Raw genomic sequence first — 24,848 nt, 5'->3', positions numbered from 1 at the left:
GTAAAAACCGTTGTCTGGATCGAGTTTGTGCGGTCAAATCCCCTGCTCGAATGTATTTGAAAACTGACTTTAACTCTATAAAGCGCCCGTCATGATTGCCAATCGAAGTTACGACTGTCTTGTCATCGGAGCGGGTCCTGCCGGATCCACCGCGGCCTGTATCGTCGCCGAACAGGGATTTTCAACGCTGCTGATCGAGCGTGATCAGTTCCCTCGCGAACATGTGGGCGAGTCGCTGATGCCGGAAGCGTATTGGATTTTCGAACGTCTGGGCCTGGCCCACGAAATGGATCGAGTCGGCTTTCAGCAAAAGCACGGCGTCCAGTTTGTCAGTGCGAGCGACAAGGAAACGAAGCCGTTCATTTTCTCAGAGCACGATGATCGACCAAGCAACATGTCCTGGCATGTGAAGCGAGCGGACTTTGACAAGTTGCTCTACGACGCAGCTTTTCAGCGCGGGGCAACGTGTGCGGACCAAACCCGTGTGCTGGATATTGAACTGAAGCCAAAGTCGCCTCATAAAGTCACCTTTCTGGATGAGAAGGGAAAAGAACGCGAGCTTTCCGCTAAGGTGATCGTCGACGCTTCCGGTCAGTCGGCGATGATTGCCAACCGAAACGGGTTGCGTGAAGTTTATGACGATCTCAAAAAGGCTGCGATCTGGGGTTATTTCGAAAACGCGGAACGTGCCGGCGGCGGCAACCCTGAGGTGACTTGTATCTTGCACACGGAATCGAAGGACGCCTGGTTCTGGTATATCCCGCTGTCTGACGGCACGGTGAGTGTTGGGTTGGTGGCCGATAATGATTTTCTGCTCAAGCGAGGAAACTCGCCCCAGGAGACTTTCGAGCAGGAACGAAAGAATTGCCCGGGAATCGGTCGGCGCCTTCGTGACGCGACGCAAACCGGTCGGCTGCAGGTTGCAAAAGAGTTTTCTTATACGACCACCAAACAGGCTGGCAACGGTTGGGTTCTGGTGGGCGATGCTGGCGGTTTCATTGATCCGATTTACTCGTCAGGCGTCTATCTTGGCTTGAAGTCAGGCTTGCTTGCCGGAGAAGCCGTCGCAGAAGGCTTGCACAAAAACGATTTGTCAGAGAAACAGCTTGGTAAGTGGACAGGCGATTTCGAGGAAGGTGTGAAGTGGATCCGCAAGTTGGTTCGGGCTTTCTACACGAAGGAATTCAGTTTTGGTGGATTCATGAAAGCTTACCCGCAACACGCTGGCAATTTAACGGATCTGTTGATTGGTCGAGTATTCGATGGCGATCCTGGTGCCATCTTCAAGGACCTTGATCCGTTCATCGAGAAAGCCAAAAGCGGCGAAACCGCAGACATGTCGTAGGCGTGGCCTCCGGTGCATTGCGCGTTCCGAACACGGTCGGCGGTAACTCTCGGCTTGGGCTGACGCCTACATTGGAAATGCGAGGCGAACTTGCGGGTGTTGTCGTCGGTTCACGGCCTTCAGGCTATCGTGTTTCGGGCGTGATCAGGTTTGGTTTTGACTTCCCGTCGCCCCAGACTTTTCAACAGACACAAAAAAACGCGGACCGACCGGCCCGCGTTTGTCTTTGAGTTCACGATGTTAGTGGTTGCGGTTGTGTCACGTTTTTGAAAACGCAAATTGACCGACCATCAGCCAGACTGCGGTGAACGCAATCGCGATAATTGAATGTAAGTTTTCGAATGGCATGGACTGTTCCTCCAGGGTACGAAACGATCCGTCCGTGAGAAAGTAATTTGCACATCCATGCACTTTCGATATCGACGTTAGAATATCGAAGCTGCAAGAAAAATCATTTGCCCGTCGAGCTTTGACCAGTCCCGAAAGTTTGACTCGTCGGCACGAACCGAACTTCACCCTCCAATTCAAAATTCCATGCCTTTCAATACCATCGTCGTCGAGCAAGTAAGCGACACCGAAGTCTCCGTTGCCGTCACTGAATTGACCGAAGATCAACTGCCCGAAGGCAACGTTACCGTCGCTGTCGAGTACTCGACGGTTAACTACAAAGATGGACTTTGCCTGCAGCCCAACAATGGGCTGGTGCGAAATTATCCTCACGTCCCAGGCATCGACTTTGCGGGAACCGTTGAGTCGTCGGATGATTCACGTTATTCGGTCGGCGACCAGGTTGTGCTGACCGGTTGGCGCGTTGGAGAATCGCATTGGGGAGGCTTCAGCCAGAAAGCTCGAGTCAATGCCGACTGGTTGGTGCCGTTGCCGGAAGGAATTACCACGCGTCAGGCGATGGCTGTCGGTACGGCGGGATTCGCGGCGATGCTTGCTGTTATGGCTCTCGAAGACCATGGGCTCAAGCCGGATCATGGTGAAGTGCTCGTCACCGGAGCCGCTGGCGGAGTCGGTTCAGTTGCTACAACGATTCTCGGAAAGCGTGGCTACGAAGTTGCTGCCGTGACTGGACGCCCCGAAACTGCGGACTATCTGAAGTCGCTGGGCGCGACGCGAATCGTGCCGCGAAGCGAAATCGACACGGTTACCAAACGGCCGCTCGAACGCGAAACCTGGGCGGGCTGTGTTGATGCTGTCGGAGGCGAAATGCTGGCTCGAGTCCTGGGGCAGTTGAAATATGGCGCTTCGGTTTCCGCAGTCGGGCTTGCCGGCGGAGCAAAACTTCCAGCCAGCGTGATTCCGTTTTTGCTTCGCGGCGTAAATCTGTTGGGCATCGATAGTGTGATGCAGCCCTACGAAAATCGCTTGCGAGCTTGGCAGCGAATCGCCTCGGATCTGCCGATGGAGAAGCTGGAAGCCATGATCCAGCCCGCGACTCTCTCCGATGTGCCTTCGCTTGGGAGCGAAATTCTCCAAGGCAAAGTCAAAGGCCGCGTCGTCGTCGACGTGAACGCGACTTAGGTGGCATAGGTTTCCAGCCTGTGAACTCATGCGCGAACGCTGTTCCGATTGGTCCGCTTCGAGATGGTCCGCTCGCTCGGCAACTCACAAGTTTGCGGTTCACTAAACGATGATCTCCAGCCAAAACTCAACTCAAACTCAGGCTGAATCTGAACGCTCGCGAGCAAATGTTTCGGCAGGACCTTGAACCTCCCGCCGAAACCAACCCGCTCATCCATCGCCCGCAGCGACATTTTCTAGCCGCCCAGCTCGAATCCCTCACGGCGCTTTCTGCGAATCAGGGCATTGGCCTGATCATCGCTGCCAAAACTTGTTCCGTCCCAGTTCAAGTCGCGCCCCAGCATCAAATTGATGTTGCACATGTGCAGCGAATTCATTGTGTTGACATGGCTATCAACGTCCGACATCGGCTCCGCGCGATCCTGCACACAATCAAAGAAGTTCTTCATGTGCCAGGCTGGTTTTCTGCCTTTGAACAGCATCTTGAACGCCGCGTCGAACTCCTCTTTCGTTTTCTCGTCCAGGCGAGCAATGCACTCTTTGAAGTTGTCCACGCGTTTTCCATCCGCGTTGGTTTTCTTCTCAAGGTTATCGCCGAACATGTCCTTGACGACAGAGCCTTGCAACTTGCTGCGGTTGACAAAGATTCGACCCTTGTCGCCTTCAAACAGAATGCCATTGCCGAATTCGGTATTCCCCGATTTGTAACGGTGGTTCACCGTGATCTTCTTCCCGCCGGCAAAGTCCAGATCGATATTGAACTTGGTCGCTGCGTTGTAAGCGTTCGGCAAATCAGCCTGTCCGTCAAAGAATGCGTTCCAGTCAAAGTCGTCGGGAACGATCGGTGTCATCTGTCCCTTGCCAGAAACTTTCTGCACCGGGCTGCTGCCCAGGTCGAGAGCCCAGTGTGCGATGTCGACGTGGTGAGCACCCCAGTCCGTCATCTTGCCGCCGGAATATTCAAGGTACCAGCGAAAGTACTTTCGTCGCTCTTCGGAATAGTCTTTCGTCGCGGTTGGGCCCAGCCACAAATCCCAATCCAAACCTTCCGGAACGCTGGTGGATTCGAACGGTCCGCCGACCGGTGCCGGGTCGATGCCACAGTGAGCCACGACGTTGTCACCAAGTCTACCGCTGCGAACGATTGCGACGGCGTACATGAACAGGTTGGTGCTGCGTTGCTGCGTTCCGACCTGGAAAACGCGATCTGATTTTTCAGCCGCTTCGCGAATCAGTTTTCCCTCTTCGATCGTCAGCGTCAGCGGCTTTTCGCAGTAGACGTCAGCCCCATGTTCCAGGGCATGCAATGCAATCGGGATGTGCCAGTGGTCAGGCGTTCCGATGGTGACCACATCAGGTTTCTCATTCTCAAAAAGCTTGCGGTAATCCTGGTACATGCCCAGTTTCCCGTCGTATTTCGCGTTGAACTCCTCATTGTGCAGTTTGTCGACATCGCAGACGGCAATCATCTGGCCGAACTGAGCCGCACCATTGGCGATCCCGCCGCCCCGGTTGTAGCGGCCTCGACTTCCGCCGACACCGATTGCTGCGATCGTTGGCTTGCTGTTCAGATCGATCGCCCGCGCCGACGAACTGGTCCAGATGTAAGGGATCGAAGCGGCGGCACCGATGGCTGCGGATGACTTGATGAAGTCGCGACGATTCGTCTTGGGTAGTTTTGACATTGGTTTCCTTGTCTAAAGCCAGATTGTTGTAAATAAACCGCTACTTTCGCAGCACTTCCAGTTGGACGGAAGTAAGCGTTGTGTCGTCCTGCGCCGTGATCGAGATCTCGTTTTCTTTGGCCAGAACCGAAGCAGGGAGCGCTGCATCCAATGGAGCGAAGAACTCCGTGAACTCATCCGCGTCACCGCTGTCGACTTTAACAGACTGGCCGTTGCAAGTCACTGTTAGCGGCTCTTTGAGTCCGCCGCGACGGTGGACTCCAATGATCAGCTTTGCTGAGACGATCTCCTCAGGTTCATCAATCTTGATGTTGAAAACCTGTGCTCCTCCGGCTGATTTGACGGCAGTTTCTGCTGCGTAGTGCCGCTCGAGCGACAGACTTTTCCCGGGAGCAAGCGGCTCCTTCGGCATTAGCCGGATCACAGTCGTTTCATTGACGTCGACCGGGACAGCCGAAGCATCGACTGCGTGTTCCGGCTCAAAGACGACTTTTCCTTTGTGATAGTTCAGTCGTATTTGAGTCGCCGAAGTGGCGTCAATTTGAGCCGTAACTTTCGAAAGGTCCACAGCGATCTGTCGTCCTCCCATGTTGGTTACTGCCAGTGAAATGCGATCTTTGTCGTGAACCGCAATCACGTCCAACCAGTCCCGATTGAACTCAACAGGCAGTCGGTGCCCATCAAAATCACGCCACAGTTCGAAATAGTTGGCGATGGTTGTCTTTTCAAAATCGCCGATTTTTCCCGAGCGTTTTCCGTCTTTTGGAGTGAACGCTGCGTCGCCGCTCATCGGGTTCCACGACATATGCAGAAACACAAACGGCACGTACAGATCGATCTGATCCGGACGCTGCATGGACTTGGTGAGATAGGCATTCCACGCCAGCAATCGCAGCCAGTTGTCAGACGGTTTGCGGCCATTTTGCAACGAGCCGGTTTCTGTGATCAGGATCGGCAGCACGTTGTCGGCTTTGTGCATGTGAGCCCGCAGCATGTCGAGGATCGCTTCGTATCGCCCCAGCAAATAATTCGAATAGCCCATTCCTCGCCGCTCGTGAGCGCCCAGCATCAGGGCATTTTCGTAAAAGTGATGCGAGAAGAAATCAATGTGCCCTCGCGTCTCTTCAATGAAACGAGCCTGGCTCTTGTAGATGCTAAAGTCCTTCACCTGCACCTGCATGTAGGCCGAAGAAGGCCCGCCAACGTTCACATTGGGTGCTTTGGCGTGAACCGCGTCGGCGACTCGGTTGTGGAAGTCAGCCAGCAAGCCCCAGCCGTCGATTCCCTGAGCCTCTTTCCAGTGATGAGCCCATTCTGATTGAACGCTGCTCTCGTTTTTTACTTCCCACCACGCAGCGGTGTAGCCGGCGTCCCTGATTTGAGCTTCTACATAGGCGGCCGCCAGTTCGGCTGCGTCGTCAAAGTATTCCGGTTTCGGCGTACCGCGTCCAACGAGCGGGACCGACATGAAGTCCGGCCAGTCGTTGAAGCACAGAGCAAACGGTTTTGTCTTGAAATGATCGATCGTGCTGCGAAGTCGCTTTCCGGCATCGTACTGATCAAAGAACGAAAGATCAGCGGCGCCCGGTTTGTCAGCCCGTTCGGTGAGTGGTTTCCAGTTTCCCCACGCACGCGTAATTCCAGGCTTGAACTTGAACGCGCCGCGGCCCGGAAGAAAGTTTCGTTCCTTGGCCCATTTTTCGAATGACTGATCGACGACACCCGGCGTTTCGTGCATTCGAAACCAGCGGTCTCGCTGAAGCGCGGTCGAACCGTCGATGGAAAGCTCATGTTCTGTGTCGATCAGAATTTCAACACGTTCGCGTGGAAACTCGGACCCGAGATCGCGATAGGGGATCGTGTCAAAGGTTGGCGGGATGGCTTTCTGCGCGATGAAGGCCAGGTTGTCGATGCGACAGGTTTCTTCTTTGTCCTTCATAAAGAACACGATCTTCATTTGACCGAATGGCTTGTCAGCAAGCGGAATCGACGGCATCTGAACTCGATAGAAGTCTTTCACCTGCACGCTGCGAGGCGGCATTTTGTCGGGTGAAAACGGGTAGACGTGAACTTCCTTGATTCGGTCGAGGTTGTCGCCTTTAAACCCGAAATGACGAAAGAGCCCGGCGATCCGCTCGGCGCCGTCAGGCAGCACGAGCTCGAAACCATCGGTAACTTGCTTTGACTCTTCAAAAATCAAAACCTGCTTCAGCGCTCGATTGTTTCCGTTGCCCTGATAGATCGTTTTGCGATCTTTGGCGAAAGTCTCAAACAGATAGTCGTGAGTCGCTTTGGCCTGTTGCCCTTCGGCACTTAGTTCCTGAGCCCACATTCCATTCGGGAAAGTAAACGTGGCAAACAGGAGAAGCAACAGTTGGCTGATCTGGTTTCGGTAGGTCATGGATTTCGCCTGGTTTCGCTGCGTGAATATTGGATTGTTCAATTTGCCTGAAAGTCACAGTGAGTCTTTCTTGAAGCCGTCGGAGGCACAGGGCAGGTTCGCGATCGAGTTGACTTTTTAGTCGTTCATTCTTGATGGAGCCGTTGGTTGGCCCGAGTTGACGGTTTCGAGATACTCGGCCAACAGCGTTGCAACCACGTTCTGGTGCGCGTCGACCTTCAGTTGATTCTGTTTTTCGCCAGGGTCGCTCTGCAGGTTGTAGAGAGCAATCGGTTCAAACCTGGAACGCTTGTTGTTGCTCTGGATAATCAGCTTCCACGGCATTTTTCGGATCATGACCTCATTTTTGGAGCCCGCTTGATTGATCCAACTGGAACGTGGCCTGAATTTGCCGTCTCCTGTCAGTAGCGGAAGCAGGTTGTTGGAATCCTGAGCCTGCCCTTCCGGGATTTCAGTTCCAACCAGTGCGGCAAAGGTCGCGATCATGTCCTGGTTGACGACCAGTTCATCGCAAATTCCAGGCTCGATTTTGCCAGGCCACATCGCGAAACAGGGAATGCGATGCCCTCCTTCGAGCGGACTGTTTTTGCTGCCATTGAAGCCGCCGCCAACCTGATAGCCGACTTTCCGTGCAGGCCCGTCTTGCAAGCCACCGTTGTCCGAAGTCAAAACGAACAGCGTATTTTCGAACTCGCCTGTCGCCTTGAGTGCATCAACGATCCGCTTCATTTGCATGTCAAAGTCCAACACCATGTCGAGGTGGCTGCTCGGAGTCTGACCTTTGATTGGTTTGCCGTCGAACTCTTTGGGTGGAACGTGAGGCCGGTGAACCATCGGCGAACAGTAGTACAGAAAGAACGGCTCTTCCTGTGCGGCACTCTCCTCGATGAAGTCGACCGCTTTCGCAGACAGAATCTTTCCAAGCTGACGGGTGTCCCACTGAGAATCCCCCATGCCCTCGCCCTTGGACGCCAGGTCGCCAGGGTTTTTGGCGGTATCCTTGTTCATGAAAATGATTTTCGAAACATTGTTGATCGGCGCCCAAACCTGATTCTCGTAGACCAAATAGTGTGGCCCCTGGATGCCACAGGGCGTCGTGAAGTCATAGTCAAAGCCGCAGAACTTTGGGCCGCCGCCGATCATTTTCGTCATGTCGACTTTGCCGCGAAGGTCACCGTTCTTTTTGCCGCGGAAGACTTGATCCGATCCCGGGACGTTGAAGTCACCGCCGAGATGCCATTTGCCAACAAAGCCGGTGCGATAGCCGGCATCACGTACGACGGTGCCGAGCGTTGCATGGCCTTTCACGAAAGCCGTTTTCGCAAAAGTGCTCCAGACGCCCCACGGTTGATAGGAGCGATAGTTGTTGTTGCCGCTCATGACCGCGTATCGAGTGGGCGCACAAAGCGCTGTTGCCGAATGACCGTCAGTAAACCACAAACTTTTCGCCGCCAGGTCGTCGAGAGTTGGTGTCTCGAAGAGGGGCTCTTTCTTTTGAACGTGACGCGTGTGAAAGCTCACGTCGCCCAACCCCAAATCATCCGCCAGGACGAGCACGATGTTAGGTTTCTGCGAGAGTTCATCCGCGAAAGTAACATTGCCCAGAAATGCAAGGACAAGCAGAACTGCGATCAGTCGATTCATGGTTTCGTTTTGGTAGGTGGTGGTTGGCTTACCAAAATTGTAGCTGAGCCAATGCGGCTGAGCTTCGAATCGAACTGAACACGATTTCAGATTCGCGAATTGTCGAGAAAATCTGGATTGTCCTTTTGGCGATCGTCATCGATAGCGTTCCCTGCGGTTCGTGTGCAACGAAACGTCTGCGGCACGCTTGAGAAAAGCCACGAACAAACAGCGAACCGGCTTGAACAGATCTCTCGATACCGGTCAGCTTCGGCCTTCCTGATTAATTCGAGAGGTCCAGTTTCTTGTCGTCTGCGTCTGGCGAATTGTTGCTGCGAAAGATCTCAGTTCCGCCACCCTTGCTTCCCCAGTCCACTTCCACACGATCATCGCCCAGCACAATCGAAAGCAACTTGTCTTTCAAAACCAGCGCGGTCTGTTTGTGATCCTCGTTGAACGCGAGATTATTGACTTCGCCAGGATCGGTGCCGGTTTGATAAAGTGCAGGATCAATCTCTTCGTATTTGGCTTCCATCGCCCACTGCAGATTCCTGCCGCGACGTTTATCCGGTCGGGTTTGGCAGGAGAACACGTAGTCTTTCGTTCGAATATAGGCCCGCGGTCCGGTCACGGCATGACATTCGCCAATCACGTAGTCGCGAACTGGAGCCTCGCCCGAAACGACTTTGGCAAGGTTTTGCCCGTCGAGATGTTGGAACTTTTCGTTGTCCAGTTCTGCCCCGCCTGCGGCCAAAATTGTCGGCGCGATGTCAACGAACTCCGTAAAGTCCGTGACGACCTTTCCGGATGGAAAAATTTGCTTGTCCGAAGACACGACAATGATCGGGTTGTGGCAGTCAACGTCCCAGGGCGAAAACTTCGAGATCGATCCGTGTTCGTTCAGCTTCCAACCGTGATCGCCGCATACGTAAACGACCATCCATGGCTGGTTGTGTTTTTCACTGTACTGTACGAATGAGTCAACCGACTGGCCGACCAGTGAATCTCCGTAAGCGCAAAACGCGTAATAATCCTGCGTCATCTTTTGTTTCTCTTCATCGGTCAGATGATCGCTGTATCCGCTGGTGACCTGCTTTTTCATCTGCCTGGCCATTGTCTTTAGTTCCGCTTCGTCGAACTCGGGGATCTTGTAGTCGAATTGTTGAAAGCGATCACGAAAGCTTTTCGGAGGATTGACTGGCGTGTGAGGAAAGTCAAAACCGATGTGGCAGAAAAGCGGTTTGGAGGTGTCGACGCCGGTAAAGGATTCGCTGCCGATCTGCAGCGGTTGGTCAGCGGATTCGAGGAAGTCACCGAACACAGAGGCGTAATATCCGTCGCGGGTCTTGCCGGCCTTCCGCGAACTGACTCCGGTGATCGCGATGCCAGCTCCAGGCAGGCCTGGTTTTTTCTTGTTGTAGTGTCTCAGCAGATCGTATTTCTCATCGATTCGCTTACTTTGACCTTTGTACTTTTCAAACACTTCGATCTGTGGACTGGTCATCTCGAATTCTCCATCGGGCGTAATGAAATATTCGACGGACTTCAGCGGCGTTTCGAGCTTCTCACCATCAAGCTCAAAAAACCAGTCCTTGCCACGATCCGAAAGGCCCTGCTTCGCCAGGAATTTGGAACTGATCTCTGTTTGGTAAATCGGATGCTTGACAGGTTTGCCATTCCGGTTGAGCGTCTTGATTCGCACGCCTAGTTTTCCGATCTGTACCGTCTGATATCCGATCGCCGCCATCTCCTCGGGCAACGTTGGGCGGCAGTGTTCCACAGTATTGTTGTGATACTCGAATTCGTAGACGCCGCTGCGAAACGGATAGCGTCCGTAGTGCATCGACGCGCGAGACGGAGCGCACCCCGGGGCCTGGCAGTAGGTGTTGATAAACGTTGTGCCCATCTTCGCCAGTCGATCAACGTTCGGCGATTCGACATGGCCGAGAGCGCTGTGGTCGCGATCGTGCAGAATGCGATTGAACTCCTGAACCGAATCGTAGCGTTGGTCATCGGTAACGATCCACAGTACGTTGGGCTGTTCTGCCAACACCTGCGTCGCACCGGATACGAGGTCGCTCACTAAAACGAGTAAAACGAAAAATGCAAATTTGGGCATGTGGAGCTCGATAGTGGAGAATGTGGTCGGCACAGGTGCAGCAGTCCGTTGATTGCGGGCTGCTTCCGAAAAATCTGAGTGCAAACAAAATCAGATTCATCGTTTCGAAGCGTACACGATGTTGCAAGCGAGAGGCGGCGCTCGAGCAGTGAAACAACCAAAAACATGCAATGGTGGCCAAGAGTTCGCGGCACGATCGCTCTGCGAGCGAGTCACCGTTGCGCCCGGTTTGAGGCAGTTGGCGCGTGCTGCGATCTGTAATCGCCAGGTTCAATTCGACTTCAGGCCAAGCCACGATCTGGGCTCAAGACGGTGCTCGGATTTGCGGCAGCGTGTTGCTGGTCCGATTATCTTTCCTGACCCGTTCTTCTTCACAACCGGTTGGCTGGCTTGGGATGCCGGGTGGCACAATGAGCTGTTTTTTGCGTCGCGACACGGGAATTGGTTGACATTTAGGCGGATTCTCTCGATCTCAGTCATGGGTCCAACTGGCGTTGAACCGTGCAAGACTGACTCAAGCGATGGGAATCAACATGAGCACTTCGTCAAGCGAACGATCGAAACGTCGCTCCGGACATCCACATCGATCGTGCAATAGCCATCGACTGGTTGTCCTCGAAGGCAGTTCGCGTACTTCCTATCTCAAGCGTACCGAGGAGCAGCTTGATATCGCGTTCCCGACCCACTACGTCGATCGCGCTGACGTGCTGGCCGTGCTTGATGAGGACGACCAGCTTTGCGGCGGAGTCATGCTTGTTGGAAGCGGGCCGTTTCGATCGATCGCAGGAATTCCCGATCAGCATCGTGGGGCTCATCAGTCACTCAACGAACGCGGCGATGTGGCTGAAATCAACGGGCTCTGGTTGGCGCCGAAAATGAAGTCGCCTTTCCTCTCAATATTGTTCTGGCGGTTGCTGATCGGCCATCTGGTCAAATCGAAAAAGAACAGCTTTCTGTTCACGTTCGACAACAGCAACACGCGTATGAAGTCGCTTGCGTTTTGGCTCAAGCCCACCAAGCTCTATTCCGGCGCAACCCTGACCTTGCCCGGAATGAAGTATTCTTCCGAAGAAACGATCGCGCTGATCAATATCGAACCTGTAAAAGTGTTTTTGACGTTGCTTGAGCGAAAAGCCGCCAAGTCTTCTGGTCGCAGAAACGGGAATGTCGTCGGACCAGCCAATCACTCAAGCCAATCCGCAGCCAGCAGTTTCTAGGATCGCAAAAACCTGCGTGCGAGCAATGCCCTGTTCCGAACCAACACTCGAACACAACAGTTGGCTTGACGGTGTCGGGACGTTGCCGACGTTTTCGAAAGTCGAGCAGGACCAGTCGGTCGACTGGCTGATCGTTGGAGCAGGATTCACGGGAGTCGCAGCTGCGCGGCGAATCGCGATCGCGAAACCTGACGATCGTGTGTTGATCGTTGACGCTGGCGAAGTCCTCGATGGAAGCTCCAGTCGCTCGTCCGGATTCGTTGTGCCGATTGGCCATTTCTATCACCCGCGGCTACCGGAAAACGAAAAACTCTACCGTCTGGGGAGCGACGGGATTCGGCAGCTGCGTGAGCTTGTTGAGCATCACAGGATCGATTGCGACTGGAATAATGCTGGGCGATTGATCGGAGCCCGAGCCGCACCCGGGATGAAGTCGCTCAACAGGATAGCCCGGTCGCTCGAAGCATTGGGTTCGCCAATCGTGCGACTATCTGGAGAACAGGTTCGCGAGCACACTTCCATGGCCACCTATCACGCCGCGATTCGACAAACGGAATCGGTGATGGTGAACCCGGCGAAACTGCTCCGAGGCCTGATCGAGACTTTGCCGCCCAACGTGACGCTGATGACGAACTCCGCGGTGACTGCTGTTCTGCCAAACGGAAACGCGATCGTTGACGGCGGGATCGTGATCGAATCGGGTCAAATGATTCTGTCTGTGAATGCGTTTGCGAATCAGTTTGGCATCGGCAAGCATCGTGTGTTTCCGATGCGGACGTTTGTTAGCGAGGTCGAGTTTCCAACAAGTGGTCAGGAAAATCCTGCGTGGGGGATCACTTCGTCAGAAAGAGTCGGAAGTTCAATTCGCCGTGTGGGAAATCGATTGTTCATTCGCAATACTGCCGAGTTCGGGACGCGGTCCGCAGATCCCAAAGCCGAACTCAAGCGGGTCGCCAGTTTCCAGTTGCGAACGCTGCAGTCACGATTTTCCGGGGTGGCAGATGTGAGCAAAATGCAAGTCGCCAACACGTGGAGTGGCCCAATCAGCATCACCGCCAACGGCGGCAGCCTGTTCGGTCAGTCGTCGGACAATGTGTATTTTGCAACTGGCTACAACGGACACGGAATCGCACACGGAACTACATCCGGACGATTGTTGGCGGAGCTGGCGATGGGGCATCGTTCCGAATTGCTTGCGCTGATTCAGTCGCTGAAGAAACCGAACTGGATCCCTGGCGGAGCAATATTGAAATCCGGAGTGGATGCCTACGTTCGCTTGTTGCGATGGCGATTTGGGGCAGAAGAATGAGTGACCAGCAATCGTTTCCACTGTCTGCTTTTGAAGAACTATTCCTCTATCGCGATCACCCTGACGCGCCGTCGTCCTTCTTCGTAAAGTTCCAGCTCAACAGTCACCTGGACCGTGCGAAGGCTCAGCAGTCGATCGACAAAGTCTGCGAGCATCACGTGCTGGCCAGCTCGCGCATCGAAGTCGGCTCGAATGGCAAATCACGATGGGTTCATTGTCCGCGACGAATCGAAATTCAATGGTTCGAAAATGAGTTTGAAGAGGCCGGCTATCCGCAGCCCTGGTTTGATCCGGAAAAAGAAAGGCCTCTGCGAGTCCACTGCTACTCGAGGCCGGATTCATCTTCGACGATGCTTTTTCACGTCCATCATGTTGCATTCGACGGGCTCGGGTTCCTGCAGCTGTTTCAGGACTGGTGGCGAATCTATTGTGGGAAAGAACCTGCCGGCGACTACGACCAGAATCAGCTTTTGCGAAGATGCCGTCCTTCAGTTTCCGTATTGCAGGCAGTGAAACTGTTGCCAGGGCAATGGAAGTCGGTCCGGGCAACGGTTCAGGTGCTGGGCCGCAAAGTGATCCCTCTGCTTGGTAAGCCCATCGACTCCGCGGGCCTTGACCCGGTCCCGGCCAAAGTCATCACGCGTTGTTTCGACCGGCAGACCAGCGCGGACTTGCGAAAGTGCGCTCGCGACAATCGCGTTTCGACGAATTCTTTGTTAGCCCGAAACCTCTACGTTGCCATCGACGAATATCAGACCCGGCACAGGATGGAAGCGAAAGGCAGTCATCTTCGCCTGGCAATTCCTTTTAACGAACGCAACTCGTCAAGCAATCGATTGTCGGCCTGCAATCATTGCACGGTGATAAGCTTTGATCGGTCGCGAGACGAGGTTGCCAATCCAGCAACGCTGCTGCATAGCGTTGATCAGGAAGTTCGAGTCGTGCAACGCTGGCGGTTGAGTTTGAACTTTTGGCGAGTGCTGGGGCTCTTTCGCCGGTTGCCCGGAGGAATAGCGCGGTTCGGGTCGCCACAAAACGTAACCGCAACCACCCTGTTTTCGAATCTCGGCCGCCTTGACCGCGGATTCGAGTTCTTTGACTGCCAAAATGTGGACGGTGTCGCGGTGACCGAGGTCGAGGTTGTTCCGACGATGCACCGAGGGATGCCGATCGCTATCGTTGTCTATGAGTATTCAGGCCAAGTGCGCTTCAGCATGCAATACGACCCACGATCCATTGCGCAGGCCGATGCCGAGCGTTTTGTGGATGCCTTCTTCGATACGACTCGGCGGCTGCTACCAAGCGCCTGAGCGACATCTTTTTGCTGCGCCAGATTCGGAAGCCTCAGGATTCGTAGACAGCGTACCGGTATAAGTCTCTGGCTTCGCCGCGCAAGGTTAACGTGAGCGCCGGGCAGGCATTGCAAAGTTTCCAGCGCCCGGTCCTCATCTGGACGGTTATGAATCATGGAAAAAGGCGGATGTTGGAAAGGTTCCGCCTGGAATATTGCCGGTCCGGCCAAAGACAATACGGCGGCTTTGGCATACAATTCTGGACTTGGGGCGGTCCGGACTATGTCAATGGCCGTCATGCAATGTCGTCCTTTCGAGTTGCAACTTAACATTCACACGGCTGCCTCCGGCACCTACCCTACATGCATTCGACTGACCGTGATTCGAGTGAATCTTTCGATGGCCAGGCCAGCGCTGAACCGCAAGGCAATCAGCATCTAATTGAGCTGTGCACGTCGAACAGGGATGCCTCGACGGTTCGCCAGTTCTGCCAACAGATCCTGAAAGTCGGATCCGAATCGGTCGTGATAATTCCTCCCGCGTCCCAACGCGATCCGGCCCGCTGGCTGCAAGGGGATTCTGCGCTGCAGGTTACTCCGGTCAAGAACCGGATGCTGATTGAGCCCGGCAGGATCTACGTCGTACCGCCGCGTCGCCGCGTTGCGATTGCCAGTGGCTCGTTCCGTGTTTCGGTGGTCAAGAGAGACGCTGCTGGCGAGGATTTGGTTGAGCCTATTTTTAAGTCGCTGGCGGATATGTTTCAATCATCTGCTGTCGGGGTGTCTTTTGCGAATGAAGATGCCTTCGTCGAAAACGGTTTGAGTGCAATTCGGGAAGTCGGAGGATTGGCACTGGTTTGTCACGCAGGTCAAGCGCCCGCAGAGCTTGCGTCTCAGGTGCTCGAATTTTTGCGCAAACAGGTGCCCTTCGGTAAATCGGCTCAAACCGCAGCTCTGGAGAGCGGGCCCGCAACTCCCGCCGTTGGTGCCCTGCTCACCGGAGGTCAGCATCAACGCGTCGCCGAGGATTTGGACAACCTGATCCGCAGCACACAGACGGCCACGATCTTTCTGGATAACAATTTGTTGATCCGAAGCTTCACGCCGGCGGTAACCGCGATCTATCCGCTTCAGCCGAACGACATTGGACGTTCGCTGGAGAGCATCGAATCGCGTGCGCATTTTATGCCTCCCATTCCGCGTCCCACAGATGTCAGTGAATCGGAACCGGAACAGCTAACGATCGGAACCCATGATGAGCGGTACTTTGTTCGCAAAGCCCTGCCCTACCGGACGAATCAGGGGCTGCTGGATGGATTGGTGATTACCTTTACTGACGTCACCGAATTTCGTCGTAAGGAAGCAGGCTATCGGCAGGCGGATCGGCAGTTTCGATCCATTACCAATACAGTCCCGGCTGCAATCGCGTACATTGATATCAATCGCCGTTGTCAGTTTGCCAACCAAAAGTTCTGCGACTGGATTGGGCAGCCGTCGAGCCAGATTGTTGGAAGCCTGGCGGACGGTTTGATGACGGGGCCTTTCGCGGAACTGGCGGACTGCCTGGACGCGGCATTGCGAGGAGACCGCCAACAATACGAGATGGCAATGCCACGCGATCCCGAGGAGGGGATCCGGTTCGCGAGTGTGACCTTTACTCCCGATGTCAATGACCAGAGCGAACTGGTTGGAACCTGTGTTTTGGCAACGGACATCACGGAGCTGAAGCGATCGAACTACCGTCGCAAGCATCGCGAAAAGCGAATGAGCGCAATTCTTGCGGCTACCGCGGAAGGCATTTACGGAATTGACGTCGATGGAAAGTGCACGTTTGCCAATCAGGCCGCTGCCCGAATTCTGGGGTACGACTGCCCCAGTGATTTCATTGGCCATTCAATGCATGAACTGATCCATCACACAAAAGTGGACGGCCAGCCATATCCTGAACACGAGTGCCTGATCAATCAGGCGTATTTGCGCGGGGAACAGGTACACGTGGACACCGAAGTTTTCTGGCGGGCCGACGGGGCGTCGCTGGAGGTTGAGTACTGGTCGTACCCGAAGATGATCGACGACGAAATTTTGGGCTGTGTGGTTACGTTTCGGGACATTTCACAGCGCCGAATCTGGGAACGTGAAATCGCCGAACAGCATGCGGGTTTGCGACGAGTCATCGATAACATGCTGAATTTCGTTGGCGTGCTTGACCCCTCAGGCATCATGTTGGAGGTCAACCAGACGGCGCTCAATGCGGGCGGATTGAGCCGCGAAGACGTGATCGGCAAACCATTTTGGGACTGTTACTGGTGGAGCTACAGTTCCCGGGTCGCCGCCAGGCTGAAGAAGGCGGTCGCCAAAGCGACTGGCGGTGAGACCGTTCGCTATGACGAAACGGTGCGAATGAAAAACGATCAACCGATGGACATCGATTTCATGATGATCCCGGTACGCAATGATCAGGGCTCCATCACGCATCTGATTCCTTCGGGAGTCGATATCAGTGATCGCAAGCGAGCCGAACGAAAGGCCCGTCAGCGGGAAAGGCATTTGAGCCTGGCACTGGAGGCCGGTCAGATGGGGACATGGGTCTGGGACATTGCCGCCAATCGTATCAGTTGGTCAGATCGACTTTATGAGATCTACGGTTTCGAGAAAGGTGAATTCGCCGAGACTCCGGATGCTTTCCTGGAACTGACGCTGCCGGAAGATCGCCCCGTTGTTGAAGAGGTCATCGATTCGATTCTGAATTCGGATTCGAAGAGGGAGGACTACGAGATCCGCGCTCGTCGTGGCACGGACGGTGAAATTATCTGGACCAAAATCGATGGCGTCGTTGATCGCGACCAGGAAGGCAACGCAGTCCGCGTCACTGGGATCGCGTCGGACATTACGTCCCGGAAACGTGGCGAAATATCGCTTGCTTTCTTTGCGGATCTTGTCAGTTCGATCAACGACTTGCATACGCCGGATGAAATTATCCGCGCGGCGTGTTCACAGATTCGAAAATTTCTTGGGCTTGCCCATTGCCTGTTGGTGGATATCGACGATCGGGCAGAAATTGCCAACGTCTTTCATGACGAACACGCCGAACACCATCCAAACATAGAGGGCCTCTATGAAATGGCGGATTTCTGGTCCGTCGAAGAAAGGCATGAGCTCAGGGAAGGCGGCATTCTGGTCGTTGACGATACGGCTTTGATGCGCGACTCCGAACTGGCAGCCAGTTTTGCTGAACTGGACATCCACTCCCTGGTCGTTGTTGGATGCACGCAAGAACAGCGGCTGACCTTCATTCTTGCTGCCCAGAAAGATGAACGCTATTCGTGGCGTCAGGATGAAATCGAATTACTTCGCGAGATCGGCGACATGCTTTATCTGCGGATCGAGCGGACGCGAGCGGAGCAGGCGTTGCGGTCCAGCGAAGAACACCTGCGACGTGTCATCAACAATCAGCTGGGGCTCGTTGGCGTCATCGGTAGTGATGGGCTATTGCTGGAAGTCGATGATCGATCGATGAACATTGCCGGCCTGGAACGTGAGGACGTGATCGGGAAGCATTTCGCCGAATGTGCGTGGTGGACCTATGACGATGCGGTCGCCAACCGAATTCGCGAAGCAATGGACAGGGCGTTTGCCGGCGAGAAAGTTCGATTTGATATCGGCCTGTTTTCCAAAGATGGAAAGCCATTGATGATCGATTTCATGATCGCTCCGGTGCACGATGCGTCCGGAGAGATCAGCTACCTGATTCCGTCGGGCGTCGATATTTCCGATCGCAAGGCGGCGGAGCAGAAGCTTGCCGACAACGAACTGCGTTTGAAAATGGCCATGAAAGCTGCGGGTCTGGCTGCCTGGGAATGGACTCCGGAAGCCAGTTTCTGGACCGACGAACTTTATGACATGATCGGAGCCGACCGGAATCAGACGCCGTCGCCGGAACTGTTTTTCAAAAACGTGCATCCAGACGATGTCGCCATTCTCAAAGATGCGTGGCATCGATCCACCAGGCGAGGTGCGCCGTACGACTCAGAATTCCGTATCGTCCGACCTGACGGCCAGGTGCGATGGATCTATGGCGTTGGCGAAGTCGTGCGTGACGAGAACGGTGAAATTCTGCGAATCTTTGGGCTTAACTGGGACAACACGGCCGAGCGCCTGGCGGCTGAGGCGTTGCGCGAAAGTGAGCGTCGGGCGCAGCAAGCCAACGAATCCAAATCCGAATTTCTGGCAAACATGAGCCATGAGATTCGCACGCCGATGAGTGCCATCATCGGGTACGCCGACATTCTTTCCGGGCATTTGAACGATCCGGACGATTTGAATTGCGTCTCCATTATTCGCAACAACGGAAATTTTCTGCTGGATATCATCAACGACATCCTCGATATCTCAAAAATCGAAGCCGGGAAACTGGAGTTGGGCAGGAAGATCTTCCGCCTGGATCGACTTCTGTCTGACGTGCAGTCATTGATGCTGGTCCGCGCTACCGAAAAACGGCTGGCGTTTGAGGTCAGCATTGCCAACGAAATCCCCCGGAAAATTCGCAGCGATTCCAAACGGCTCAAACAGATCCTCGTTAACCTGCTGGGGAACGCAATCAAGTTCACGGAGTCGGGTTCAGTGCAACTTTCTGTTAGAAGTGAGCGTCAGCCAGACGAAACGCAATGCCGTACCTACTTCGATGTGATCGACACAGGGATCGGGATCGAGTCCGAGCACTTGACCCGGTTGTTCGATCCGTTCATGCAGGGCGACGCTTCGGTCGGAAGGAAGTTTGGCGGTACGGGACTGGGCTTGGCGATCAGCCAGCGACTGGCTCGAAACCTGGATGGTGAGATCAGCGTGACCAGCGAACCGGGCGGTGGCAGTCAGTTTACGTTGATGATCCAGTCGGAAATTGCCAAGGGTTCAGGGTTTGTGTCGCAATCCGATTGGGATCAACCCGACAAGGCAGTTTCACGGCGGGGTTTGTCGCCGACCAAACAGACGGGCATCGATGGAAGGATTCTGGTGGTGGATGACCGCCGCGAAATTCGCTTCATCGCCCAGCACTTCATCGAAGACGCCGGCGGAACGGTAGTCACTGCCGAAAACGGGCAGGAAGCAATTGATGCTGTGGAAGCCGCGGAGCAGGCAGGGCAGCCTTTCGACCTGGTCGTGATCGATATGCAGATGCCGGTCGTTGATGGTTACGAAGCGACCAGGCGGCTTCGCGCGTCAGGCTTTGACAAGCCCGTCATCGCGCTGACGGCACATGCCATGGAGGGTGATCGTGAAGTGTGCCTGGAAGCTGGCTGCACCGATTATCTGTCCAAGCCGCTCGATGGCCCGCTGTTTGTGCAGAAGTTGGTCAACTACCTCGACCGAGATCAATCGCCCAATCAATAACGCGCCGGTGTGTGGACTCTGCCGGACGACGACAATCGTCTCGCCGAACACGCCGGACAAATTCCCGGCAACGGCTGCCAAATAGCACCCCCAGCAGGACTCGAACCTGCAACCTGCCGCTTAGAAGGCGGCTGCTCTATCCAGTTGAGCTATGGAGGCGTGCGAACAACATCGCGGCACGATTTTAAGCGATAATCGGCCCTGCTGTGAATGGTGGACAGCGAAAACTCTCGTAGGTTCGTCAGCCATCACCAAAGACCCTCAATTCAACTGGATTCTTCACATGAACGCTTTGCTTTTTCGCTCCCCGCTCGTGCCAGCTTGCCTTTGCCTGCTGGCGATTATCGTCGGAAACCACGGATACGCCCAAGAAGCCAAACAGCACACCACCATCGAGCTGTGGCCCGACGGCTTGCCGGCCGACGCCAAGCCGTTGACGGAAAAACAGATCGAAGAAGCCAAATCCAAAACGACGGACGAGCGAATCTTCCACGTCGAGTCGCCGATGCTGACGATCTACGAGCCGCCAGCTGAGAAGAAAAACGGGACGGCAGTCGTCATTTGTCCTGGCGGTGGATACTATATGCTGGCCTACAAGCACGAAGGCATCGATCTGGCGAAGTGGTTCAACGAGCAGGGCGTCACGGCGTTTTTACTGAAGTATCGAGTGCCACGTCGCCAGGAGAAAATTCACTGGGAACCGATGCAGGACGTGCAACGAGCCATCCGTATCGTTCGCAGCAGAGCCGACCAGTACAAAATTGATTCCGACCGAATCGGCGTGCTCGGGTTTTCCGCAGGAGGTCATCTGACTGTGATGGCGGGGACGCAATTCGAAACGCAAAGCTACGATCCGGTCGACGATGCCGACAAACTGAGCTGTCGTCCGAACTTCATCTGTCCGATCTACGCGGCTTACCTTGGCAATGACTACAAAGACGATGTCGTCGAGCTGGGCGATTTGGTGAACGTGACCGAAAACACGCCTCCTACCTTTATGGCCGTAACTGCGGATGACAACATGCGCGGTGCTCAAGCGGGACTTCTGCTCGCTCGCCTGTTGCAAAACGGTGTGAAAGCGGAAGTTCACGTCTGGCAAGAAGGCGGCCATGGCTACGGGCTGTACAAACGCGGCAAAGCCACCGATGGCTGGGAAGAAAATTTGAAAGTCTGGCTGGAGCTGAACGGATTCTTAAACTCGCCGACGAAAGATGAGTAAGCTCTTTGTGCTCGGGCGTATCTCCAGTGTTGCCTGAATCTGATTCGTCTACAACTTTCGGAAGGGCCTACGATGAAATCATTACGTCACAGCTTGATTTTTGCGATTTCCACAGCAGGTTTCTGCCTTGCCGTTGCGCTGGTTGGGCTTTGTTCGTCAGCGAAGGCCCAGCAAACCGAGGTCGTCGTAGCAGAAACGATTATTGCCCCGTATCTAACCACCGGGAAGCTTGCCGATGGCGAGGCGAAGCTTCGTGCGGCGTTGTTGAAATCTCCGGAAGACGATCAGTTGCTCATGGAGTTGGGCTTTGTCCAGTTTTTTCAGTCCGTGGAGAAAATGGGGCAAACGCTGTATCGATTTGGTCCCGGTCGATCGTTTGCGATGGGCCAGATCCCGTTCCTGCGGCTCCCTGTCCCGGACAACCCCGATCCGGAGCCCGTTTCGCTGGACGATGTCCGTGAGATGATTCAGGATTTCATCAACGATCTCGAAGAAGTCGACAAAACGCTGGCGAAAATCGATTCAGACGACGTCAAGCTTCCGCTGCGCGTGATGCAGATCAAGCTGGACTTCGATGGTGACGGAGTTGCTGGGGCAAACGAAAACCTCGGTCCGGCGTTGATGCAGTATCTCGGCGGTCGACGCGATCCGGAACGGGTGAAAGACTTGATGGACAAGTCCATCCATTTCGATCGAGCGGATGTCGATTGGCTGCGAGGCTACAGCTGTTTGCTGCGTTCGTTGGGCGAGATTTTTCTGGCTTACGATCAGACCGAGTTCTGGGAAGTGGTCTCGCATCGAATGTTTGAGAAGGGAGAAACGAAGTTCGATTTTCTGACTGAAGAGGCGGACGTTGACGGGGACGACAGGGACTTTTATATGGAGATCGCTGACATCATCGCGGCGATTCACAACATTCGGTTCCCGGTGAAGGAACCCGAGCGACTGAAAGTGGCGCACCAGCATTTACTAAATACGATCGGGCACAGCCGCCAGATGTGGAAGCGAATCAATGCGGAAACGGACGACGATCAGGAGTGGATTCCGTCTCCAAACCAGTCGAATCCGTTTGCTGCGGTTCGGATTACACGGAACATGACTGATTCCTGGGAGAAGTTTCTGGTGGAGGGCGAGCAGATTCTTAATGGCGAGTTGTTGATTCCATTTTGGCGTGGCACGAACAAGAAACGCGGCATCGACCTGCACAGAGTGTTTCATGAACCAGAAGACTTCGATCTGGTGCTGTGGATTCATGGCAGCGGTGCGGTGCCGTTTGTGAAAATGGGAAAGTGCAGCGAGCCTGAAACGTGGGCCGAGTTCCAACGTGTTTTTCGCGGTAACTTCTTTGGCTTCGCCGTTTGGTTTAATTGATCGAGAATTTGCCGAGATTAGCGATGCCTTTTATTGAACAAATCGAACCCGAAAACGCGACCGGACGGCTGGCTCGTATTTATGCGTCGGCGATGAAGCGAGCCGGTTATGTGGCGGGAATCATCAAAGTTATGTCGCAGGATCCGCAAAGCTGCGAAGGCTCGATGGGTTTCTATGGCGCGTTGATGAAAGGGAAAAATGAGCTTTCAACAACTCGCCGTGAGATGTTGGCGGCGGTGGTTAGCAACGTCAACGACTGTTTTTACTGAACGCTTTCACATGCAGAAGACTTCGGTCAGGAGTCAGGGCGTCCGGACGTCGCGGAGAAGTTGATCTGGGATTATCGGGCTTGCGACGACAGCGAGCTTGATGCGGTCGACCGTGCTCTTTGCGATTATGCGGTGAAGCTGACGTTGACTCCGGGGCAAATGGATGCCACCGACGTTGGGAAACTGAAGGCGCTTGGTTTGATCGATAGCCAGATCACCGTTGTGGTGCAAGTGATTGGCTATTTCAACTACATCAATCGCGTGGCCGATGGTTTGGATGTCGAGCCGGAGGGCTGGATGTCGCGTATTGAGAAGCGGAAGTGGCTTGCGGAGAAAGCGAAGTTTTCCGCAGGTGGAGAAATCGAGGCTGGATAGGTTTGAGCCAAGGTGGGATAGGCTTCCAGCCTGTCATTGCATGGATGTCTGGGGCTTGAGTGAATGAGCTTGAGTGAATGAGCTTGAGTGTTTGATTGAACTTGAGATTTTCTCTTGAGTACAGCGGGGATTTGACGACAGCGCAATCACAGGCTGGAAGCCTATGCCACCTGAACCAGCGCAATCACAGGCTGGAAGCCTATGCCACCTGCCAGCGCGTCCACAGGCTGGAAGCCTGTGCCACCGGGAGATGCTGTGGCCGAAAGCCGCATCCACGTTACAGCCCCAATCGCTTCGCGATCTCGTCCTTGACGGCATTGGCATCGGCGGAAACGTAAGCCGGTGGATTCGCCAGTTCGCTCTTGATGTCGTCCAGCTTTGACTCGTGGTAGCGAACTTTGAAATCCGTGAACTTCAAACCGTGAGCCGTGCTAATCACAATCGCCCGCTCGTTCGACTTGATCTGTCCAGACTTGACTAGCTTCTTCAAAACTGCCAACGCCACGCCCGTGTGTGGGCAGCAGTACATGCCTGTCAGATCCGCTTCCGCCGCGGCTTCCGCAAGTTCCGCTTCGGTGGCCTGCTCGACGACGCCATCGGTTTCCTGAACAGCTTTGACTGCCTTGTGGTAGCTCACCGGATCGCCGATGCGAATTGCGTTCGCCAAAGTTTCACCCGCTGTCACGGAGATCTTGTCCTTGAAACCATTCTTGTACGATTGGTAAAACGGATCGGCCTTCGCCGCCTGAGCCGCGACCAGTCGAGGCATCTTGTTGATCAAGCCAAGATCCATCATGAGTTTAAAGCCCTTGTGCAGAGCGCTGATGTTTCCGAGATTGCCGACCGGAATGATGATCCAGTCCGGCACTTCCCAGTCAAACTGTTTGACGATCTCAATGCCGACGGTTTTTTGCCCCTCGATACGCAGGCTGTTCATCGAGTTGGCGAGGTAGATGCTCTGATCGTTCGTCACTTCCTGAACGATCTTCATGCAACCATCGAAATCCGTGTCCAGGGCCAGCACGTGGGCTCCGTTGGAAACCGGTTGGATCAGCTGCGCCGTGCTTACTTTTCCGGCCGGCAAAAAGATGACTGCCGGGATGCCGGCGTAAGCAGCGTAGGCGGCCAGAGCAGCGCTGGTGTCTCCGGTGCTCGCACAGGCCACGGCTTTCACCGGATTGCCTTCCATGCTCATCATCTGTTTGACCACGCTGACCAGAACGGTCATGCCAAGGTCTTTGAAAGAACCTGTATGGCTGTTGCCGCAGAGTTTGATCCACAGGTCCGGCACGCCGAGTTGTCGCCCAAGCCGTTCGGCCCAAAACAGGTTTGTGTTGCCTTCACACATGCTGACGATATTTTCGTCACGCAAGCTCGGGACGACCCACTCTCGCATCGCCCAGACGCCACTGCCGTAGGGCCACTTGGTGGTACTGGCACGCGAGTCAACCAGTTGCTGCCATTGGTACGGGTTGCGAGCTTTCAGAGGTTCGCGTTCGTGGTAAACTTCCAACAGACTGCCGCAGGTCGGGCAAGTATAGATCACGTCGTAGATCGAATGCTTGCCTTCACAGCCGGCGAAGCAGCGAAAATAGGTCTGGGCATCCGTTGCAGAACTTGATGGTTCGGTGGTAAGTGTCGACATGATTCGGCGAATTGGGTAAATGGTTTAATGTACAGAGCCTATCAATTATTGTCCGATTCGG

The 24,848-nt window shown here is 54.5% G+C and carries 15 protein-coding genes and 1 tRNA gene; 10 read left to right on the top strand and 6 right to left on the bottom strand.

What is annotated here, in order from left to right; genetic code table 11:
* Nucleotides 1-91 precede the first annotated feature (91 nt).
* Nucleotides 92-1,345: an NAD(P)/FAD-dependent oxidoreductase gene (locus MFFC18_RS19725; RefSeq protein WP_075083537.1), complete on the top strand. Its 1,254-nt coding sequence runs from the start codon at nt 92-94 to the stop codon at nt 1,343-1,345.
* A 534-nt stretch (nt 1,346-1,879) separates the two neighbouring features.
* Complete coding sequence (locus tag MFFC18_RS19720; RefSeq protein WP_075083535.1) at nt 1,880-2,875, top strand: MDR family oxidoreductase; 996 nt, start codon at nt 1,880-1,882, stop codon at nt 2,873-2,875.
* A gap of 236 nt (nt 2,876-3,111) precedes the next feature.
* Here MFFC18_RS19720 and MFFC18_RS19715 read toward each other — a convergent pair whose 3' ends face one another.
* From MFFC18_RS19715 to MFFC18_RS19700, 4 genes are all read right to left on the bottom strand, one after another.
* Nucleotides 3,112-4,560, bottom strand: a complete 1,449-nt coding sequence (locus tag MFFC18_RS19715; RefSeq protein ID WP_075083533.1) for a Gfo/Idh/MocA family protein — start codon at nt 4,558-4,560, stop codon at nt 3,112-3,114.
* Nucleotides 4,561-4,600: 40 nt separating this feature from the next.
* Nucleotides 4,601-6,961, bottom strand: a complete 2,361-nt coding sequence (locus MFFC18_RS19710; protein WP_075083532.1) for a hypothetical protein — start codon at nt 6,959-6,961, stop codon at nt 4,601-4,603.
* Between the two features lie 117 nt (nt 6,962-7,078).
* Nucleotides 7,079-8,605 (bottom strand): sulfatase family protein, encoded by a 1,527-nt coding sequence (locus MFFC18_RS19705; protein ID WP_075083531.1) that lies wholly within the window; start codon nt 8,603-8,605, stop codon nt 7,079-7,081.
* A 262-nt stretch (nt 8,606-8,867) separates the two neighbouring features.
* Complete coding sequence (locus MFFC18_RS19700; RefSeq protein WP_075083530.1) at nt 8,868-10,703, bottom strand: sulfatase-like hydrolase/transferase; 1,836 nt, start codon at nt 10,701-10,703, stop codon at nt 8,868-8,870.
* Nucleotides 10,704-11,236: 533 nt separating this feature from the next.
* On the opposite strand from MFFC18_RS19700, the gene MFFC18_RS19695 reads away from it, so the two are divergent.
* The 4 genes from MFFC18_RS19695 to MFFC18_RS19680 all read left to right on the top strand — a co-directional run bounded on the left by MFFC18_RS19695 (nt 11,237) and on the right by MFFC18_RS19680 (nt 19,908).
* Nucleotides 11,237-11,920 (top strand): hypothetical protein, encoded by a 684-nt coding sequence (locus MFFC18_RS19695; protein ID WP_148618998.1) that lies wholly within the window; start codon nt 11,237-11,239, stop codon nt 11,918-11,920.
* 25 nt (nt 11,921-11,945) lie between these two features.
* Entirely contained in the window at nt 11,946-13,229 is a 1,284-nt protein-coding gene (locus MFFC18_RS19690; protein ID WP_075083527.1) for an NAD(P)/FAD-dependent oxidoreductase, read from the top strand.
* Nucleotides 13,226-14,539: a hypothetical protein gene (locus tag MFFC18_RS19685; RefSeq protein WP_075083526.1), complete on the top strand. Its 1,314-nt coding sequence runs from the start codon at nt 13,226-13,228 to the stop codon at nt 14,537-14,539. The genes MFFC18_RS19690 and MFFC18_RS19685 overlap by 4 nt, the downstream gene beginning before the upstream one ends.
* 344 nt (nt 14,540-14,883) lie before the next feature.
* Nucleotides 14,884-19,908 carry a PAS domain S-box protein gene (locus tag MFFC18_RS19680; RefSeq protein ID WP_075083525.1) on the top strand — a complete coding sequence of 1,675 codons (5,025 nt, stop codon included), beginning with the start codon at nt 14,884-14,886 and terminating at the stop codon, nt 19,906-19,908.
* An 85-nt stretch (nt 19,909-19,993) separates the two neighbouring features.
* On the opposite strand, the gene MFFC18_RS19675 is transcribed toward MFFC18_RS19680, so the two are convergent.
* Nucleotides 19,994-20,067: transfer RNA gene (locus tag MFFC18_RS19675), tRNA-Arg, on the bottom strand.
* 124 nt (nt 20,068-20,191) lie between these two features.
* On the opposite strand from MFFC18_RS19675, the gene MFFC18_RS19670 reads away from it, so the two are divergent.
* From MFFC18_RS19670 to MFFC18_RS19655, 4 genes are all read left to right on the top strand, one after another.
* Nucleotides 20,192-21,127, top strand: coding sequence for an alpha/beta hydrolase (locus MFFC18_RS19670; protein WP_075083524.1), 936 nt, complete (start codon nt 20,192-20,194; stop codon nt 21,125-21,127).
* Between the two features lie 72 nt (nt 21,128-21,199).
* Complete coding sequence (locus MFFC18_RS19665) at nt 21,200-22,498, top strand: hypothetical protein (protein WP_084416967.1); 1,299 nt, start codon at nt 21,200-21,202, stop codon at nt 22,496-22,498.
* A 23-nt stretch (nt 22,499-22,521) separates the two neighbouring features.
* Nucleotides 22,522-22,767 carry a carboxymuconolactone decarboxylase family protein gene (locus tag MFFC18_RS19660; RefSeq protein WP_075083523.1) on the top strand — a complete coding sequence of 82 codons (246 nt, stop codon included), beginning with the start codon at nt 22,522-22,524 and terminating at the stop codon, nt 22,765-22,767.
* 60 nt (nt 22,768-22,827) lie between these two features.
* Nucleotides 22,828-23,142, top strand: coding sequence for a carboxymuconolactone decarboxylase family protein (locus MFFC18_RS19655; RefSeq protein WP_087149619.1), 315 nt, complete (start codon nt 22,828-22,830; stop codon nt 23,140-23,142).
* A 277-nt stretch (nt 23,143-23,419) separates the two neighbouring features.
* Here MFFC18_RS19655 and thrC read toward each other — a convergent pair whose 3' ends face one another.
* Complete coding sequence (gene thrC / locus MFFC18_RS19650; RefSeq protein WP_075083522.1) at nt 23,420-24,787, bottom strand: threonine synthase; 1,368 nt, start codon at nt 24,785-24,787, stop codon at nt 23,420-23,422.
* Nucleotides 24,788-24,848: the final 61 nt, after the last annotated feature.

Source organism: Mariniblastus fucicola (genome assembly GCF_008087665.1).
GTDB classification, from domain to species: domain Bacteria; phylum Planctomycetota; class Planctomycetia; order Pirellulales; family Pirellulaceae; genus Mariniblastus; species Mariniblastus fucicola.
Note: the sequence above shows the minus strand (reverse complement) of the source record. Positions and strands in the feature narration are given on the sequence as shown.

Bases quoted from the DNA above. Each gene is read 5' to 3' on its own strand.
- MFFC18_RS19660 (WP_075083523.1), top strand. From the start codon at position 22,522: ATGCCTTTTATTGAACAAATCGAACCCGAAAACGCGACCGGACGGCTG.
- MFFC18_RS19715 (WP_075083533.1), bottom strand. From the start codon at position 4,560: ATGTCAAAACTACCCAAGACGAATCGTCGCGACTTCATCAAGTCATCC.
- MFFC18_RS19705 (WP_075083531.1), bottom strand. From the start codon at position 8,605: ATGAATCGACTGATCGCAGTTCTGCTTGTCCTTGCATTTCTGGGCAAT.
- MFFC18_RS19670 (WP_075083524.1), top strand. From the start codon at position 20,192: ATGAACGCTTTGCTTTTTCGCTCCCCGCTCGTGCCAGCTTGCCTTTGC.
- MFFC18_RS19695 (WP_148618998.1), top strand. From the start codon at position 11,237: ATGAGCACTTCGTCAAGCGAACGATCGAAACGTCGCTCCGGACATCCA.
- MFFC18_RS19685 (WP_075083526.1), top strand. From the start codon at position 13,226: ATGAGTGACCAGCAATCGTTTCCACTGTCTGCTTTTGAAGAACTATTC.
- MFFC18_RS19710 (WP_075083532.1), bottom strand. From the start codon at position 6,961: ATGACCTACCGAAACCAGATCAGCCAACTGTTGCTTCTCCTGTTTGCC.
- MFFC18_RS19665 (WP_084416967.1), top strand. From the start codon at position 21,200: ATGAAATCATTACGTCACAGCTTGATTTTTGCGATTTCCACAGCAGGT.
- MFFC18_RS19690 (WP_075083527.1), top strand. From the start codon at position 11,946: ATGCCCTGTTCCGAACCAACACTCGAACACAACAGTTGGCTTGACGGT.
- MFFC18_RS19680 (WP_075083525.1), top strand. From the start codon at position 14,884: ATGCATTCGACTGACCGTGATTCGAGTGAATCTTTCGATGGCCAGGCC.
- MFFC18_RS19725 (WP_075083537.1), top strand. From the start codon at position 92: ATGATTGCCAATCGAAGTTACGACTGTCTTGTCATCGGAGCGGGTCCT.
- thrC (WP_075083522.1), bottom strand. From the start codon at position 24,787: ATGTCGACACTTACCACCGAACCATCAAGTTCTGCAACGGATGCCCAG.
- MFFC18_RS19700 (WP_075083530.1), bottom strand. From the start codon at position 10,703: ATGCCCAAATTTGCATTTTTCGTTTTACTCGTTTTAGTGAGCGACCTC.
- MFFC18_RS19720 (WP_075083535.1), top strand. From the start codon at position 1,880: ATGCCTTTCAATACCATCGTCGTCGAGCAAGTAAGCGACACCGAAGTC.